Raw genomic sequence first — 17651 nt, forward strand, 5'->3', positions numbered from 1 at the left:
ACCGCTCAACCAGCGGCCGGGCGTGGGTGCTGCAACGGAGACCGGCCTTATCCGGCCGGTAAAACTCCCAGACCCCGCCGCACCACCTACTGGGCCAGATCGCGCTGCAACGGAGACCGGCCGTAACCGGCCGGCCGGTGAAACTTGATCTGCGGTGCCAACTTCCGCTTCACCCCGGCAGCGCCGCAACGGAGACCGGCCGTGTCCGGCCGGTGAAACTGTAGTGCTCGGTGCGCCACGGCGCGATCCGTTCGTCGCTGCAACGGAGACCGGCCGTGTCAGGCCGGTGAAACCGTAACGGGCCTTCACCTTCGCTAGCCAGCCGTCGAAGCTGCAACGGAGACCGGCCGTGTCCGGCCGGTGAAGCACGCCGGCGTCACCCTCGGTCCGCTGTCCGCGTCGACGCTGCAACGGAGACCGGCCGTGTCCGGCCGGTGAAACGTACAGCAGCTTGGTGCCGGTGGTGGTGTTGACGGCGCTGCAACGGAGACCGGCCGTGTCCGGCCGGTGAAACCACCGTCGACTACGCGCTCCCGGGCAACGCGCAGGCGCTGCAACGGAGACCGGCCGTGTTCGGCCGGTGAAACTCGCTCTCGCCAGTTGGGCCGAGGATCACAAGGGCAAGCTGCAACGGAGACCGGCCGTGTCCGGCCGGTGAAACCCTCTACCTCCCGGACGTGCCGCTCGACGCCAACACCAAGCTGCAACGGAGACCGGCCGTGTCCGGCCGGTGAAACCCTTCCTGAACTGGTCAAATGCATGGGCACTAATGTAGTCGCGCTTATGCTGTGCCTGCTATGCCAGATTTGCCCGGGTTTGCTGGTTCGGAACCTCGCGCTTGTGGCGTGATCGCCTACGGTTCCGAACCGCGGAGGCAGCGTGTGCCTGCCGGAGATGGCCGCGCTTTAGTTGTCAAGGTCCGTGGCCGGGGGCTGGCTGTCAATGAATGGCCCGGTGCCGCTGGCGGCGATACCTGCGTGAGTTCGCCAGACTTACTAAACCCAATCGGGTCCCGTCGCGTCGTCGTCGTGTCGGGCGGTGCCAGATTAGCTCGGAGTCTCTACCGGGAGAGTCGAAGCAACATCGACGCGGTGCATAGCTTGACGTGAGGGTCCCTGGGCGTGCGCCTGGCGTGCGGGGCAGTGTGCCTGGCGTTGGTCGGTTGGCGGGCTTGGGTCGTGGCCGGGTTTCGTCTGGATCCTGACAGTGTCATACCGAGGGTGTATGACGTGGAGTCGATGAGGCTGTCTCCCGATCGTCTGGTGGTCCGGCTCGATGGGTTCGGGTGGACGATGCTCCCGGACGGGTCCGATGAGGAGTTTGTGTGACGTCTTTTGACGCGTTCTTCGAGTTGGCGTCCGGTGAGTTGCCGTATGGGTACCAGGCGCGGTTGGCGCACGATGGTCTTCCTGCGGTGGTTCAGGCGCCGACGGGTGCGGGGAAGACGGGCATCATTCTGGCGTGGCTCTGGCGGCGGCTGCACGGGCCTGATCCGGTCGGCACGCCGCGGCGGATGGTCTTTGCGCTGCCGCAGCGGTCGTTGGTGGAGCAGGTAGCGCGGGAGACCGAGAGGTGGTTGGCGAACCTTGGGTTGTCCGAGACGGTCGCGTTGCATGTGGTGATGGGTGGGGCGGGGGAGTCTCAGCGGCGTTGGCGGTTGGAGATGGATCAGCTGGCGATTCTGATCGGCACGGTGGACTCGCTGGTCAGTAAGGCGCTCAACCGCGGTTATGGCATCTCTCGGGCCATCTACCCCATCGACTTCGCCCTGGTCCTGAACGGCGCCCAGTGGGTGATTGATGAGATCCAGTTGTGTCCGGAGTCGACGACGACGTTGCGGCAGCTCGCGGCGTTCACTCGTACCGGTGGCGGGGGGTCGTGGCCGACGGCTGAGCCGACCGGCCTGACGTGCATGTCGGCCACCGTTTCCGCGAGCCTGCTCGACACGGTGGATAACCCAGTCCCGGTCGAGTCCGACGTGGTGCGCGTCGAGGCGGGCGACCGGGTGGGGAAGTTGGCTGTCCGGTTGAACGCGAAGCGTTCGGTTGCCCGGCTTCCGGTGGAGCCCGGCGACTACGCGTCGATCGCGGCGGCGGTGCTGCGGCGGCACCGGCCGGGGACTTTGACCCTGGTGGTGATGAACACGGTCGCTGCGGCACGCGGTGTGCACGCGGCCCTGCGGAAGGAATCGGTACCCCTCACGCTGCTGCACTCCCGGTTTCGGGGGATAGAACGGGAGCGCTTGGCGGAGGCAGTCAGCGCCGAGCCTTCGGGCGCTGGTCACGTGGTGGTCGCTACTCAGGTGGTCGAGGCCGGCCTTGATCTTGATGCGGCGGTGTTGGTCACGGAGGCGGCTCCGTGGCCGTCGGTTGTGCAGCGGGCGGGGCGGTGTAACCGGCGGGGTCTGCTGACCGATGCGGAGCTGTGGTGGCTGCCGCCGGTCAAGCACCTGCCGTATGAGGAAGCGGATGTGCGCGCGAGCGTCGCCGAGCTGACGGTGCTGGACGGCGTTGCGGTGACGAGTGAGGATCTCCTCGCTCGCGATGTGCTCGTTACGGAGCCTGAGGTCACCGTTCTGCGCCGGGCGGATCTCCTCGCGTTGTTCGATACCGCACCGGATCTGACCGGGGCGGATCTGGATGTGGGCCCGTATGTGCGCGATGCCGACGAGCTTGACGTGTTGCTCGCCTGGGCGGTGTGGGCGCCTACGGACGCCAGCGGGCGGCCGGCGGGGGAGGCGAAGGCGCCGGAGGCGAGGTGGCGTTGCCGGGTGCCCCTCGGTGAGTTGCGCGCTCTCGCGAAACGCGTCCCAGTGTGGCGCTTCGCGCAGGCGACGGGTCAGTGGACTCGGGTCAGTGATCGGCAGCCGGCCCGCCCGGGTGAGGTGCTGGTGGTCGCGGCGAGCGCGGGCGGTTATGACCCGGAGTCCGGCTTCGATCCATCGGTGCGTCGGCCGGTGCCGGGTTGCCCCTCGCTGGACCCCGTTCCCGTGCCCGCGACCGGTATGGACCAAGCCGCCGGGGCGGAGGACGCGTATCAGCAGGATGATGCCAGCGTCGCGCAGCCGCAGTGGGTGAGCCTGGAGCAACACAGCACGGATGTACGCGCCCAAGCGCGGGCGTTGATCAGCGGCATCAACCCGGTTCTCCCGGCGCCGGTGCTGCACGCCGTGGCCGTCGCCGCGTACGCGCACGACGCGGGGAAGACTCATCCGGCCTGGCAGGACGCTCTCTGCGCCCTGGCGCCGCCGGATGAGCGTGAGCACGTTGAGGGTGGGCGTCCGTGGGCGAAGTCCGCGGTCGCCGGCCGGCTGGCCTACGCGGGTGGGGTCACGAACTTCCGGCACGAGTTGGTGTCGTTGCTGCTGTTGGATGGTCCGTTACGTGGCCTGCTCGCCGGCGTTGAGGATCCGGATCTGGTGCGGTATCTGGTGCTGGCTCATCACGGGAAGCTGCGGGTCCAGGTCCGCGGGCCGGATGACACCGACGACGACCGGCTGCTCGGGTTGAAACGCAACGAGGTGGTGCTGACCTCAGACCTGCTGGGACAACCAGGCGGCACGTTGACCGTCGACCTGGATCAGTTCGGCCTCGGTGGTGCCCGGTCATGGACGCGGACTGCTCTTGGTCTGCGGGATCGGTACGGGCCGTTCGTGCTGGCGTACCTGGAGACGTTGGTGCGGATCGCCGACTGGCGGGCCAGCGCGAACCCGGGGACAGCCGCGTGACCCGGCACGTGTTGGCGGGGCTGCGTCCGACGCCGTTGAGCGCGTACCTCGCTGGTCTTGGCCTGTTCCGGGTGCTGGGCGAGCAGACCGACCCGGAGGTGACCGCCTGCTGGACCGACGACGGGCTGGTGCTCGACACGACGGTGCCAGACCTTGGCGGGTGGTTGGTGGATCGGTATACGCCGACGCCGGTGCTGAGCCCGTGGAACGAGGGAAGCGGTTTCGGGGCGAAGGACAAGACCCCGAAACAGGCCCTCGACGCGTTGGTCGCGCATCCCTCACCTCGCCTCGACGCGTTCCGGCAAGCGATGGTGACCGCCACGGCAGTGGGCGAGCGGTCTCGTTCGCAGGGGTGGACGAAGGAACGCACGATCCGCCAGTTCCGGAACCGGGCCCCGGACGCGTTGCTGCCGTGGATCGACGCCACGGTGGTCCTCGTCGGCGACCAGAGTTACTTCCCGCCGTTGCTGGGCTCGGGTGGCAACGACGGCCGGTTGGAGTTCTCCACCTCCTTCCATCAACGGTTACTCGAGGTTCTCGCGACCGAGCCGGTGCAGGTCGACCGCTCTCGTGCCCTCGCCCAGGATTTGCTCACGGGTCAGGAGACGGTGCCGCTGAGTCGGGCCTCCGCGGGTCAGTTCGACCCGCTGTCTACGGGTGGGCCGAACTCGTCGCCGTTCGGTGCGGCGGAGGCGATCGTGAATCCGTGGGCTTTCGTGCTCATGGTCGAGGGGGCGTTGTTCTTCGCCTCCACCGCTGTGCGCCGCCATCAGCATCAGGCGGGGCGGGCGGCGATCCCGTTCACGGTGGCTGCTACCCCGGACGGGTCGACGAGCGGCGCCTCCAGTGAGGTGAGCCGGGGTGAGATCTGGGCGCCGCTGTGGGAGCGGCCGTTCAGCCTGTCCGAGACCCGGCAGTTGTTCTCCGACGCCCGCGCGGCCTGGCGTGGGCGGCCCGCCCGCCGGTCCGTCGAGTTCTATGCCGCCACCCGCAGCCTCGGCGTCGCACGCGGCGTCGACGCCTTCGCCCGCTACGGCCTGCACCAACGCAACGGCCTCGCCCACGTCGCGGTCCCACTGGACCGGGTGACGGTCGTGGACCGACCGGAGGTACGCCTCGCCGCCCGGCTGGAGGACTGGGTGTCCTGGGTACGCCGCGGCGCGGGCACCGGCTCGGTCGGGGAACGGCTGCGCCGCTTCGACACCGCCCACCTCGCCTACGTCCGCGACGGCGGAGCGCTGCCGCTGGCCCGGCTCCTCGCCTCGGTGACCGACCTCGAACAGGCCGTCGGCCGCAGCGGGCGCACCCGTGACGCTGTGCCCGTGCGGACACCACCGCCGGCGGGCGAGTTTCTTGAGGTGCTCACGCGGGCCAGCCGCCCCGAATTGCGGATCGCGGTGGGCATAGCCTCCGCCGCCACAGCAGCCCCCCGGCAAGAGTCGCGGACCATGCGTCACCTGCTGCTGCCCGTCGACCCGCACCCGCGGTGGCGTGCCAGCCCGGTGGTGCCCGGATTCGGACTGCGACCGCTGCGCCAGGTCCTGACCGACGTGCTGCTGTGGCGCAGCCGTACCGCCGTGGACGAGCCCAGCGAGCAGACGTTCCGCGGCTTCCCGACCTTCCGCCGCGGAATACGGGTTCCCCCTCTCGACCTACACGCCTTCGCCACACCCAACCGCCTCGACGACGACGCCCTGGACCTGTGGCTACGCGCCTGCCTCGCCCTGCGCTGGGACGGCGTCGAGCACACCTGGGCCGACCCCGACGAACCCGTCGTCCCGATCGCCACCCTCGGGCTCCTTCACCCCCTGGCCGAGGGCATGGCACCCCCACGCCGCGCCCAGGGTGACGTGCCCCGGTGGGCGCTCAGCCCGGACTGGCCCGCCCGGCTCGCCGCTGGACACCTACCCGCCGTGCACGCCGAGGCCGTCCGCCGGCTCCGCCAAGCCGGCTGGGACGCGGTGCCGGCGCCGGCACAGATCCCGATCGACGGCCACGCGCTCGCGGCGGCGTTGGTCCCGCGCTGCCGGCAACCCCAACGAATGCTGCGCCGCTACTTCGGCACCCCGATCGCCTCCGACGAACCGCGCGAGACCGCGCACGCCCCCGAACTCCTGAAGGAGACGTTGTGACCAACCACCGCACGGTGATCAAGGCTGACCTGCGTCCGCTCATGGGATCCCGGTTCCAACCCGCCGGGTTCCCCGACCTCGGCGCCGCGGAGTTCGACTCCACCGACGGGAGGGCGTTGCTGGTCGAGTCCACCCAGTCGATGGCGAACCGCCTGGAGGCGACGACCTGGGACGACGCCCGCGCCGAGCAGCGCGAAGAACTGTCCGGTCTGCCGTACGTGCGCGTCGTCGACGGCGACGGCGCGTTCCTGTCCTCCAGCCGGCTTGAAGCACACCGGTTGGCCTCCGCTTATGTCATGAACGGCGCGGTCGACGGCGTCAAAGGTGAGCAGTGGATGCGCGAGCGCCTCGGACTCACCGCCGGCCGACCGTTGGATCACCGCGCGGTGGCCCGCGCCTGCTTCGCGCTCGACCCGGTGTCCCTGGTCCACGGCGTGTTCTTCGCCCGCAAGGGGTGGCCGTGGCAGCCGCGGATCGCCCGCGCGGTCACCAGCTTCATCGAGGCATACGACGTCCGCCCGGCGGTCAGCGGCGGGGTCAAACGCGACGTGGTGATCAACGAGGCGAAGGACGGCGCGACCGCCGAGGGATACGGGACGGTGCCGCACCACCGCGTCGAGTACACCGCGAAGCAAATCACCGCCTACTTCTCCGTCGACCACGCACAACTACGCTCCTACGGCCTGTCCGACTCCGCCACCGCGCTGCTGGAAGCACTCATCGACTTCGAAATCGGCACCCTGCTCGACGGCGGACTCCGCCTGCGAACCGCCTGTGACCTGGAAGTCGTCGGCATGGAAGGGGAACGGCCGGACACCGCCGAGGCCACCCGCCGCGTCGCCAAACTCATCGAGGAATGCGGCGACCAGCTCGGCACCGTCACCACCGCCGTCTGGACCGGACGGGGCAAGGGATGACGATCACCCTCGCGGTCCGCTTCCCCCTCGGCCGCTACCACGCCACCGCCTGGGACCGCAGCGTCAACGAAGGAGCGGTCGAATGGCCACCATCACCATGGCGGCTGCTCCGCGCGCTCGTCGCGACCTGGTACACCCGCTGGCCCGACCTCCCCGCCCCCACACTCGACGAACTCCTCCACACCCTCGGTGACCTGCCCATCTACCAAGCCCCACCCGCAGGCCCTGGCCACAGCCGCCACTACCTGCCCGACGCCGACCACACCACGGGGGCGACTGGGTCTACCGACCTCACCCTTGATCCGTACCTGTCCGTTCCGCGCGACCAAGACCTCTTCATCCAGTGGCCGGCGACCCTCTCAAACGAGCAGCGGAACACCCTGGCGAAGCTCGTCGAGTTGATCCCCTACCTCGGCCGAGCCGACTCCGTCTGCGAAGCCCGGCTCCTTGACACCAACCCTGAGCCCGACGCCAGTTGGTGGCGACCGACGCCGGCCGGGACCGAAACCGTACGGCTACTCGCTCCGGCAGGGCCGATCCGACGGGCAATCCTCGAAGCGACAACCCTGGAAGTACGCAAGGGACGCCGCACCCTGCCACCCGACACACGCTGGGTCCGCTACGCCCGTGAACCCGCCGAACCATCAGCACCCGCTGGGAAGCGGGACGTCGACAGCGCGGTGACCGCGATCCGCTTCGCCATCACCTCACGTGCACCGCTCAAGGCCACCCACGCCGTCCTGCTCGCCGACGAAATCCACCGACTCGCCGCCACCAAACTCGACAGCAACCGACCCGGACTGTTCGGCCAACAAGGGGCCGCCACGAACCACCAGCACGCACACTGGATCCCCATCCCCAGCGGAGCGCAAGCCGGCGCTGGCGTGACCAGCTTCCTTGTCTGGGTGCCCGGCGGACTCATGCTCGACGAAATCGGCCAACTCATCGGCATCCGCAGCGCCTCCGGACGCCGCGGCGACTACCACGTGAAAGGCCTCCCCGACGTCAAGCTGATGCTGCAAGCCACCGGCACCGTCCAGCAGGTCGCACCAGAGCTGTGCGGCCCCGCCCGCCGATGGCGCAGCCTCACTCCATACCTCGCCGTCCGATACCCGAAACGGCAAACCCTCGACCAATACATCACCGCCGACATCCGAACCGAACTCGGATACCGCAATCTGCCACCAGCAACCGTCACCCGCCTAAACCCAGAAGAAGGAATGTCCGACCGATGGGCGTTGACCTACCGCCGATACCGTCAGTCGGAGAAACTCACCAACGCCCGCCGCGGAATCGGACTACGCCTGGAGTTCGACCATGAGCAGCCGGGGCCACTCATTCTCGGACAACTGAGCCATTTCGGATATGGCATCTTCTTGCCGGAACATAGTTCGGCCGCGAAGACTGCTCAGCCGACTGGCGGGCGACAAGGAATCCGCTGAGGGAAGGCCCTTCGCCGGAGATTGCAGCCACGGGAGATTCCTTCGGCGCTCCGGATGCCCTGTCGCCTGCAGTAACAGAGCCCGGCCGTCTCCGACCGGTGGAACGGCGCGCGCCCACGAGGCGACCGCGACCGCGACGACGCTGCAACGGAGACCGGCCGTCTCCGACCGGTGGAACCGGGGGGAATCCTGCCTTGCCCCCAACGGACCAGAGTTGCAACAGAGACCGGCCGTCTCCGACCGGTGGAACGCAGCGAGTCGCGGTCGTGGTAGCGGTGCCCGTACCCGCTGCAACGGAGACCGGCCGTCTCCGACCGGTGGAACCCCGACCACGGCCGCTCCGCGAGCAGCGTGACCACCCTGCAACGGAGACCGGCCGTCTCCGACCGGTGGAACTGCGGCAAGGGCGGCGACGTCTGGACATTGATCATGGCCCTGCAACGGAGACCGGCCGTCTCCGACCGGTGGAACGACATCTTGAGCTGGGTGACGATGACGTCTGCCCAGGGCCTGCAACGGAGACCGGCCGTATCCGACCGGTGGAACCCGGACCCCGATGCACATGCTGCAGCCCGCCGGCGACCTGCAACGGAGACCGGTCGTATCCGACTGGTGGAACCCTTCGCGGACTGGGAAAATAGATGAGCACTCATGGATCTGGGTCTGGCTGGTGTCTGCGATGACGGTTTTGAGTGGGTTTGCTGGTTCGGAACCTTGCGCTTGTGGTGTGATCGCAGACGGTTCCGGACCAGCGGAGGGTGGCGGGTATCTGCTGAATGTCAGGGCGCTTCAGTTGTCAAGGTCCGTGGCCAGGGAAGGCTGGTTGTCAATGAATATCGCTACGCCGCTGACTGTGATGCCTGCGTGGGTCCACCGGGCTTCCCAGGCCGGTCGGATCCCATGGTTCATTCGTCCGTGTTGGACGGTGCCAGATTAGCTCGGAGGGTCGAAACGCGAACGCGCGAGCGTGCAGCCCGTGGAGGTTTCGTTCGGAACGTCGTCGTCTGACTCGTTGACTTGGGCCTGAGCAGTTATTCCCTACGTCACGATCAATCTAGGTGGACGCCGCGAGTGGTCATGAACGCGAAGGGCTCTGTGGCGTTGGCGCTGTTCGGTGGGTTACTGGTGTGGGTTTCGAAGTGCAGGTGTGGCCCGCTGGAGTGGCCGCTGGTGCCGACGACGCCGAGTTGCTGTCCGGGGCTGACGGTCTGCCCAACGGTGACGTATGGGCGGTGGAGCATGTGGCAGTAGCGGGTCGCGGTGCCGTCGGCGTGGCGGATCTGGACGTACCATCCGCAGCCTGGCGTGTTGAGTGAGCCGTCGATGTCGCAGTTGGCGCTGCCGCACTTGGCGGTGATGACGACTCCGGCGCTGGCGGCGTAGATCGGGGTTCCCTTGGGTGCGGCGACGTCCACGCCGTCGTGCGTGGGGCGTTCGGGTGTGCGGAAGCCGCTGGTGAAGGTGCCGTTGATGGGCTTGACCCAGGTGCCGGCCCCCGGTGAGCAGGTGAGGCTGCCGTCGGTGAGTGCGCTGACGATGGCGGTGGCGAGGGGTTCGTGCTGGGCGTAGGCGTCGGGGAAGGCGCTGACCTGGACGCGCTGGGCCACGACAGTAAGGGGGAGGGTTTCCCAGCCGGGTATGCCGCGCATCTTGGTGAAGAACTTGGTGGCGGAGATGGCCGGGGTCATGAGTTCTTGGACGGTGCCCCATCCGCCTGCTCCGTCGGGCGGGAGTGGTCGTTGTTGGAAGAGCCCGACGCTGTCATGGTCGGCGCCGACTCCGTCGTGGGGGAGGGTCAGGGAGCGGGGGACGTTCGCGTTGGCGAGGTTCCTGAGGTGGGACTCCTGCAGAGCGGTGGCAATGCCGATCACGGCGGCCCTGGCGGGCAGCTTCATCTGAACGGACGCGGTGTAGATGCTCTGGGCGTGCGCCAGAGCGGTCGGCGCGAGGTCCTTCAGTTCGGTCTGCGCGGCGCTTCCGGGCGCCAGGGCGGGTAGGCAGCCTGTGGTGGAGGCGGCGGGTTCGAGGCTGCCGCTGCCGGTGGCCGCGACGGCGACGCTCAGGGCGAGCGCCAGGGGTACGAGGGGTGCGAGCGTGAGCGATCTCATCGCCGCCTCGGCAGGGGCGTAGGCATGGGGCACCTCGGACGGACGCAGGTCAGCCTGTATGCGATTGCAAACGGCACGAAGTGTCGCCGAGAATAGCCGAGCGAGGCGCTCGGCTGTCAACTATCGCTAACGGGATCAGGTGAGGCTAGCGAAGATCAGGCCCGCGACGACGGTGCCGAGGAGCCCGCCGGCGACGACCTGCGCCGTGGTGTGGTCGCGCAGCGCGACGCGGGACCATCCCACGGCCGCCACGACGACGGCCAGGGCGGCGATCGAGAGAGTCGGTAGCTGGCTGGCGAGCATGGCGGTGGCGCCGGCAGCCACGGCGGTGTGCACGCTGATCTTCCAGCGCAGAGTGATGGCGGCGAGTGCGGCGAGGGTGGCGAACATGGCCAGGGTGAGGGCGATGACCGCACGAGGTGCGTCGCCGACGGCCATGGCCCCGATGCCGATCCCGACCGAGGTGAGGATGAGGGTCATGACGGTGAGGCGGTGGCTGCGTACGCCGAGGTGCCGGTCTGCCCACCGCCCGGCGGTGACGCCGCGCTTGATGAGCAGGACCGGGATGACTGCGGCGAACACCGCGCTGACGATGCCCCATCCGAGGCCCTCCCACCGGCCGGAGGTCCAGCCGGTGATGAGGCTGACGGCGATGATCCAGGTCTTCGGATCGAGCCAGTCGGTCACCCGGCGGGCAGTGCGGGATTCGGTGGTGAGGGTGGCGGTCATCGGTGCGGCTCCGGTGCGGTGCTTGCGTGGGTCAGGGCGTCCCGGACCGCCGTGGTGTCCCAGACGTGGGCGAGGTCGAGCAGCCGGGCAAGCCGCTCGGCCGGGTCCGGTGACGTGGGCGGCGCGGCGTAGGGGGCAGCGGGCGTAACCGTGGGCAGCAGCGCCTGGGCGATGCGGAGCAGGCTGGCTTCGGTCGCTGCCGCGAGATCCTGGCTGATGAGCCCCTCAGTAACGAGACGGTCGTGGACGCGATGGACGAGTTGTTCATCGGTACGGCGGTACAGGTCGTGGATCGTGTCGTGGAGTTCGACGACGTGACGGGAGAGCCGCTCGCGGGGACTGAGCCCGGGTGAATCGAGGCGGTGGTCGGCAGGCACGAGATCGTGCCAGAGCGGGTCGAGTGTCCGTAGATGCCGGCGAGCTCTCAGGTTGGCTCGCGTTCCGGGCGCACCGGCGATGGTGAGCCCGGCCGTGATGAGCAGCATGGCGAGGTACTTGATGTCGTCGGAGAGGTCGACGTAGAAGATGTCACCGCGGCTGGGTGGACCGACGGCGAGACGTGCGCCGAAGTAGGCGGCCCGATAGAGGGCGTACCCGGTGCCGATGCTGCATCCGACGACGAGCACCAGTTGACCGGCGCGTACGACGCGGTGTCGGCTGGCCCGGTGGGCGCGGCGGAACAGCCGGGCGGACAGGGTTATCGCGACGCCGAGATACACCGTCCAGCTCAGGATGTACGCCGTGGCGATGGGTTTGCCGGCCGCCTGGTCAGCGAAGTCCTCGGAGTCGACGCGGGGCATCGTCCAGAACAGGCAGGTCATGATGACGACGGTGACCGCCAGGCCGGCCAGGGAAGCGCGACGCCGGACATGGGTGGCCGTGCCCAGGACGGCAAGGTCGAACAGGGCCGCCACCGCCACGAGTCCGGCTACGTGCTTCACCAGGACGCCGGCGCCGTGTACGCCAGCGAGCTGGTCGATTGCGTGCGCGATTGGCTCGACACGGACTGTCATCGACACGGCCAGCCCGGTGATGGCCGCCCACACCGCACGGTGAGCGGGCCCGCTGCGCAGGGCGTGTACCCGAGCGACTGACACGATCCACAACGCGGCCACCACGACGAGTTCCGCGGCGGAGGGTTCAGACATCGTCGAGCGCGAGGGCGGATGCCACCTGAGACAGCCCGGCGGGTGCGCCAGGCGCGGCACGGCCGGCACGGTCGATGATGACGGTGGCCATCATCTCGGCTTCGCGCTCCTGGTCGCTGGTGAAGTCGTGTCGGCCGAGCATGGCGCGTACGACGGTCATGTCGAGGTCCGGCAGCAGGATCTCGCCGAGGTCGACGTCGGATGCCTCGTGGCCCCACAGCATGTGGCCGACCTCGTGCGCCGTGATGTGGTCCTGCTCCCACGAGCTGCGGGTGGGGTCCACGAAGATCAGGTCCTGGGTGGCGGTGTGCACCCACAGCCCGGAGTGCTGGCCCGACCGCGAGGGCACGGGAAGGTCGCGCAGAGTCACGGGCCGTCGTCGGTGCCGGGCGATGGCGGCGGCGAGAGCGTGCCGGTCAAAGGGAGACGGGACCACGATGCCGTTGTCATCGAGTAGCTGCTCGCACCGCCGCCGCAGATCGCGTAGATGTGCCTGACTCTCGGGTCCGGCGGCCCGTGGTCGGCGCATTGCCTCTCCCATCGACTGACGAGCCGGGCCACAGGGCGATCCGGCTGTGTGCGATGAGTCAGGCTAGTGGGCTGCGGTAGTCCTGCGTCAAGCTGAAGCCGCAGGTCAGGGGCATTTCACACTCGATTGGACGGCAGTGTCCCATCGCTGTCGGCCTCCGGCAGACCCTCAATGCGGCGGGCGTAGCGCAGCTGCGCCTTGATGGGTTCGAGTGCCTCCGCGGAGAGCCCGGCCGCGAGCCGGGCGAGTTCCCGCACACCATCGTCGCGCAGCTCTGTGACGATCTCCAACTGAGCGTCGACACGTTCCGCGGTGGCGTCATCGCCGAAGTAGGTCACCGGAACGCCGAACAGTCGGGCTACCCAGGCGAGCTTGTCCAGGCTCGGGGTCTTGCGCTGGCCGGTGCGGATCTGCTGGAGGTAGACCGGAGAGATCACCGCTTCGCCACCAGCCAGTTCGGCGATCTTCGCCGCAGCCTCGCGGTAGCTGTAAGGGCGGCCCAGCGTCGCGGGGTAGACCGTGCGGAACAGGTGATCCAGGCGCACGGCGACGCGGTGGGTCCTGTCGTCGGTCGTCATCCCGGCATTGGCCTTCCTGTAAGCGCGTCGGTCAAGCCTGCAATGACAGCAATCGCAGACGCAAGTTGCCACATGACCTTTGTCACCCAGTCGGGTCTATCCCTGCGGACGGCGGGCTGCTTAAAGTCTGACCCTGCTGTACGCGATTGCTAACACTCCTGGTCGGCTCGCGGCGGCATGTCCCTCCGCTCTGCAAGGAGTTCCTCATGCACACCCTTTCCTCCGCCCTGTCCGTGCTCGCCGACGTGCCCAACCCGGCTCCGGCTGACCCGACGGGTGGCAGCAACGGCATCTCGCTGCTGCTGTCGTACGTCAAGTGGGGTGCACTGATCGGGTGCGCCATCGCCGCCCTCGCCTCGGGTGGCCTGATGGCCGTCGGGAAGCTCTCCAACCGGCCCGGCACCGCTGAGATGGGCAAGAGCGCCTTCATCTGGTCGCTCGGAGGGGTGATCGTCACCGCCATGGCGATCCCCCTGGTCAACACCGTCTTCGGCGCAGCGAACTGAGCTGAGCCGTGAACGACTTCATCGACCCGGGACCGCGCCGTGCCCGGTGGGTCGTCATCGCCTGCGGAGCACTCGCGACCCTGGTCGCGGCCACCGGGCTGATCGTCTGGGTGCTGAAACCCCATCGCGGTGACGCCACAACGGCGATGCCGGGCGCGTTGGCGCCCACGGCCACCGGATCCTCAACGTCAGTTCCGAGCGGGCCGGTTCAGCTGGGCGCCGGTAGCCAGATGGTGCAGGGCATCGCGGTGGGGCACCCGCACTCACCAGCGGGTGCGGTGACGGCCGGCACGGAATACCTCACGCAGGTGCTGTCGAACCTGGATCCGGATCGCGCGCGGACGATCGCCACCGTGATCGCCGACCCCTCGTTCGCCGACGCCAGCGACTACCTCGCCGAGGGGGCGATGAACCTGCGGCGAACCCTCGGCGTGTCCACGATCGGGCCGGTGCCGCTGGGCGCGTCGCTCACCTTCGGACCGGCCGCCTACCAGCTTCGCGACGCCACACCGGACACGACGACCGTGCTGGTCCTCGGCTACCTGTCCACCACCGCGCCCGGCCGGCAGGTCGCCTCCACCATCGGCGTGTACCCGATCCGGCTGCACTGGGCCGCCACCGACTGGAAGGTCCTCCCGCCGGACCCGGCGGACGCCACCGACTACACCAGCCTTGCGGCTCCGCCCGGCAGTGTCGAGGCCGCCGCCCGAGGTTGGCAGGAAATCACCTCGTGAACGCCGCAGCCTGCGACCCGCTCAACGGCCAGATCAGCGGCTGCACCCCGGGCGGCATCATCGACGGCGCTGCGGCCAACGCCTGGGAGTCAGTCTGCCGCTCGTTCGCCGACGCCGCGACATCGCTGCTGAAGACCTTCGCCGATGCGTTCGTCGCGTTTCCCAACCTCGACCTGATGAGCATCGACCAGCCACTGGCGATCTCGCGGTGGCTGGCGATGGGCATTGCCGCCCTACTACTGCTCCTCCAGGTCGTCCGGACCGTCGCCACCCGCGACGGCTCCCCGCTGGCACAGGGACTCGTCGGCGCGGGTAAGGCGGTGCTGGCGTTCCTCGTCACGATGGTCGTCGCCAACGCCGCCCTGATCGCCGCCGACGAAGTCAGCCGCGGCATCATCAACCGATCCCTGGGCGGCAACGAGGGCCTCAAGGCCAAACTCACCGTCCTGTTCCAGATGGGCTCGGTCACCGGCTCCTCGGGGTCGCTGATGCTCATCCTCGCGCTGGTCGGCATCGCGCTCACGCTGGTGCTGTGGTTCGAGCTGCTACTGCGCAACGCCGCGATCGCGGTATTGCTGGCCACCTCGCCCATCGCCGCCGTCGGCAACATGTCGGAGACGACGCAGAGTTGGTGGTCGAAGCTCTGCGGCGCCACCATCCAGCTGATCATCCTCAAGCCGGTGATCGCGCTGGTCTTCGCGATCGGCTTCGGCGTTCTCGGAGACCCGACCGACCCCACTCGCGCCAAGGACGTGACCACCCTGCTGACCGGCATGTTGGTGCTGCTCATGGCCGTCGTCGCGTGGCCGGTCATCGCCCGCTTCTTCACCTTCGCCACCGTGCAGGCCGCCGCCGGTGGCGGGCTCGCCGGGATGCTGGGCTTCGCCGCTGGTAGGGCGAACGCCAGCGGCCCGCCGAGCGGGGTGAACCCGGCTCAGTTCAGCCAGGCCAGTGAGGCACGCACCCTCGCCTCGGCTGCCGGCAAGAGCGGCGCCGCTGGCAGCGCGGCAGGTGGTAGCGCCGGCGCGGCGGGAGGCGCGACCGCGGCACTCGGGGCGGTCGCCGCGCCGATCGCGGTCGCCGCCGCCGGCGTCGACCTGGCCCAGCGGGCGGTCAACTCCCTGGCCGGGCGGATGGAACAAACCGCCGGGCACGCTGGCGTACACGGTGCGAACCCGCATGCCCGCCCGGCGGGCTACTCCCGGTACGCCGGCAGCTGGACTGGCGCCCTCACCGGCACCGCTGGCCGCTCCGCCGCATCAACCGGCCCCACCGGAAGCTCTACCGCAACGGCTGAAGCGAACCCTGGAATCCCGGCCTCCTCCGGTGACATGACCGGACCCGCTCCGACATCTGCGCCGAGTCGAGCGGCCGAAGCCGTGCCGCCGCCGCTCCACACGCCTCCACCAGCCCCCGAGACCAACCCGACGCCAAGACCCTCGGCCAGCGAGGTGAGTTCGGCCGCGCCTCCGACCCAACCAAGGGGGACGGGCGTACCCGATCCAGCGCCGCCAGCCCCGCACGACTCTCCATCCGCCAACCCAACCGAGGAGGCCGACCGGTGACCACCCCCACCGCCGAGCACCGCACCCGCAGCTACTTCGGATGGCAGCACGAGAAGGTCGCATTCCTGTTCGGGATGACCCTGCAGCGAGTCACGATGCTCGCCGGCGCCGTCCTTGCGGGGATCTGGCCGCTCGCCGCCGCCCGCCCCGCCGCCGGGGCACTACTCTGGCCGCTCGCCGTCGTGTTGGCGACGTTGGCGTTCCTGCGCGTCGGAGGCCGCACCACCGACGAGTGGGTAATGGCGTTCACCTCCTATCACTGGGGCCGCTCCCGCAGCCGCCACCGCTTCCTCTCCGCCGCGTTCGCTCCTGCCCCGGCCGACGCGATGGCCGCGAAACCGATGGACCTGCCCGGAGTCCTGGCACCGCTGACGATTCTGGAGGCGCAGGGTCCGTCGGGGCAGCCGCTCGCGGTGGCGTACCACCGTCTGGACCGCACCTACACCGCGGTCGCGCGAGTCCGCTACTCCGGAATCAGCCTGGTCGACTCCGCCCGCCGGGACCAACGCGTCGCCGGCTGGGGCGCGCTGCTGGCCGGGCTGTGCACAGAGGGGAACCCGATCGTGCGGGTGCAGGCGCTGCAGCGCATCGTCCCAGAGTCCGGAGCGGAGCTGCGCCGCTGGCACGTCGACCACGTCGCCGCCACCGCCCCGGCCGAGGCCGTCGCGGTCACCAGCGATCTGCTCACCGCCGCCGCCCTGTCCAGCAGCGGCCGGGAGGCGTACCTGGCGTTCACGATGGACCACCGCCGGGCGGCCGGGGCGATCAAGAGCGCCGGTGGGGGCAGCGCCGCCGCCGCGGACATCCTCACCCGGCACCTGCGAGCCCTAACCGCGTCGATCGCCGGCGCGGACCTGCAGATCGAGTCCTGGCTAGGCCCCCGCGACCTCGCCGAGGTCATCCGCACCGCCTACGACCCGCACGCCGGCCGGCACCTCGCCGAACGCCGCGCCAACGCCACCACCCCGGGTGCCGGCGGCCTGCCCGCCGGCGTCGACCCGGCCGTCGCAGGCCCCGCCGCCGCGCTCAGCTCCCCGGGTAGCTACGCCCACGACGGCGCCCACTCCGTCACGTACTGGATCCACGACTGGCCCCGCAACCAGGTCTACTCCACCGTCCTCGCCCCGCTCCTCGGCGACGGCGTGCACCGACGGGCGTACTCGATGCACATCGAGCCCCTCGGGCCGCGCGAGGCGTCCCGCAAGGTGATGGGGGAGCGGACCCGCCGCTCCGTCGCCGTGGGGATGCGCCACCGCACCCAGCAGATCGTGCCCGAGCACGAGCGGCAGGCCCTGGCGCGCGCCGAGGCGCAGGACGCCGAACTCGCCGCCGGACATGGCCTGGTCCGGTTCACCGGCTACGTCACCGTGACCGTCACCGACCCAGTCCAGACCGAGGACGCCTGCGCGGCACTGGAGGCCGACGCCGCCGCAGCCCGCATCGAACTGCGCCGCATGTGGTACGCCCACGACACCGGCTTCGTGATGGGCGCCCTCCCACTCGGCTTCGGCCTGCCCCGGAAGCGGTGGTGAGCCC

At 69.5% G+C, this 17651-nt stretch carries 13 protein-coding genes and 2 CRISPR repeat arrays (1 of these 15 running past the window's edge); of the genes, 8 read left to right on the forward strand and 5 right to left on the reverse strand.

The annotated features are described in order from the left end of the window. Nucleotides 1–737: a CRISPR direct-repeat array (repeat unit 37 nt; unit sequence GCTGCAACGGAGACCGGCCGTGTCCGGCCGGTGAAAC) (it extends 46 nt beyond the left edge of the window). Between the two features lie 587 nt (nucleotides 738–1324). From cas3 to csb2, 4 genes are read left to right on the forward strand one after another with little or no spacing between them, the layout of a single operon-like run. Beyond that, entirely contained in the window at nucleotides 1325–3727 is a 2403-nt protein-coding gene (cas3, locus tag AB0I89_RS21955; RefSeq protein ID WP_357129655.1) for a CRISPR-associated helicase Cas3', read from the forward strand. Further along, nucleotides 3724–5859, forward strand: coding sequence for a type I-U CRISPR-associated protein Csx17 (gene csx17 / locus AB0I89_RS21960; protein ID WP_357129658.1), 2136 nt, complete (start codon nucleotides 3724–3726; stop codon nucleotides 5857–5859). The genes cas3 and csx17 overlap by 4 nt, the downstream gene beginning before the upstream one ends. Next, a complete protein-coding gene (gene cas7u / locus AB0I89_RS21965) occupies nucleotides 5856–6776 on the forward strand; it encodes a type I-U CRISPR-associated RAMP protein Csb1/Cas7u (protein WP_357129661.1) in 921 nt (306 codons plus the stop codon). Before csx17 ends, cas7u begins: the two co-directional genes overlap by 4 nt. Continuing rightward, the gene (gene csb2 / locus AB0I89_RS21970) at nucleotides 6773–8218 is read left to right on the forward strand and encodes a type I-U CRISPR-associated protein Csb2 (protein WP_357129664.1); all 1446 of its coding nucleotides are present in this window, start codon (nucleotides 6773–6775) and stop codon (nucleotides 8216–8218) included. The genes cas7u and csb2 overlap by 4 nt, the downstream gene beginning before the upstream one ends. Nucleotides 8219–8295: 77 nt before the next feature. Further along, nucleotides 8296–8837: a CRISPR direct-repeat array (repeat unit 28 nt; unit sequence GAGACCGGCCGTCTCCGACCGGTGGAAC). Nucleotides 8838–9267: 430 nt separating this feature from the next. Here csb2 and AB0I89_RS21975 read toward each other — a convergent pair. From AB0I89_RS21975 to AB0I89_RS21995, 5 genes are all read right to left on the reverse strand, one after another. Next, a complete protein-coding gene (locus AB0I89_RS21975; protein WP_357129667.1) occupies nucleotides 9268–10326 on the reverse strand; it encodes a M23 family metallopeptidase in 1059 nt (352 codons plus the stop codon). A 135-nt stretch (nucleotides 10327–10461) separates the two neighbouring features. Further along, a complete protein-coding gene (locus AB0I89_RS21980; RefSeq protein ID WP_357129670.1) occupies nucleotides 10462–11055 on the reverse strand; it encodes a phosphoesterase PA-phosphatase in 594 nt (197 codons plus the stop codon). Beyond that, nucleotides 11052–12203, reverse strand: a complete 1152-nt coding sequence (locus AB0I89_RS21985; protein WP_357129673.1) for an MAB_1171c family putative transporter — start codon at nucleotides 12201–12203, stop codon at nucleotides 11052–11054. Before AB0I89_RS21985 ends, AB0I89_RS21980 begins: the two co-directional genes overlap by 4 nt. Then, nucleotides 12196–12732: a hypothetical protein gene (locus AB0I89_RS21990; RefSeq protein WP_357129676.1), complete on the reverse strand. Its 537-nt coding sequence runs from the start codon at nucleotides 12730–12732 to the stop codon at nucleotides 12196–12198. Before AB0I89_RS21990 ends, AB0I89_RS21985 begins: the two co-directional genes overlap by 8 nt. A gap of 116 nt (nucleotides 12733–12848) precedes the next feature. Next, on the reverse strand, nucleotides 12849–13310 hold the full coding sequence (locus tag AB0I89_RS21995; protein WP_357129679.1) for a helix-turn-helix domain-containing protein: 462 nt from the start codon (nucleotides 13308–13310) through the stop codon (nucleotides 12849–12851). A gap of 206 nt (nucleotides 13311–13516) precedes the next feature. Between AB0I89_RS21995 and AB0I89_RS22000 the strand changes: the two genes are divergently transcribed. The 4 genes from AB0I89_RS22000 to AB0I89_RS22015 are packed head-to-tail and all read left to right on the forward strand — an operon-like array spanning nucleotide 13517 to nucleotide 17647. Then, nucleotides 13517–13816 (forward strand): hypothetical protein, encoded by a 300-nt coding sequence (locus AB0I89_RS22000; RefSeq protein ID WP_328654499.1) that lies wholly within the window; start codon nucleotides 13517–13519, stop codon nucleotides 13814–13816. 8 nt (nucleotides 13817–13824) lie between these two features. Further along, on the forward strand, nucleotides 13825–14550 hold the full coding sequence (locus AB0I89_RS22005) for a hypothetical protein (RefSeq protein WP_357129682.1): 726 nt from the start codon (nucleotides 13825–13827) through the stop codon (nucleotides 14548–14550). Then, the gene (locus AB0I89_RS22010) at nucleotides 14547–16115 is read left to right on the forward strand and encodes a type IV secretion system protein (protein ID WP_357129685.1); all 1569 of its coding nucleotides are present in this window, start codon (nucleotides 14547–14549) and stop codon (nucleotides 16113–16115) included. The genes AB0I89_RS22005 and AB0I89_RS22010 overlap by 4 nt, the downstream gene beginning before the upstream one ends. Then, the gene (locus tag AB0I89_RS22015; protein ID WP_357129688.1) at nucleotides 16112–17647 is read left to right on the forward strand and encodes an SCO6880 family protein; all 1536 of its coding nucleotides are present in this window, start codon (nucleotides 16112–16114) and stop codon (nucleotides 17645–17647) included. The genes AB0I89_RS22010 and AB0I89_RS22015 overlap by 4 nt, the downstream gene beginning before the upstream one ends. The last annotated feature ends 4 nt before the right edge of the window (nucleotides 17648–17651 follow it).

It is taken from the genome of Micromonospora sp. NPDC049801 (assembly GCF_040656575.1).
Taxonomy (GTDB): domain Bacteria; phylum Actinomycetota; class Actinomycetes; order Mycobacteriales; family Micromonosporaceae; genus Micromonospora.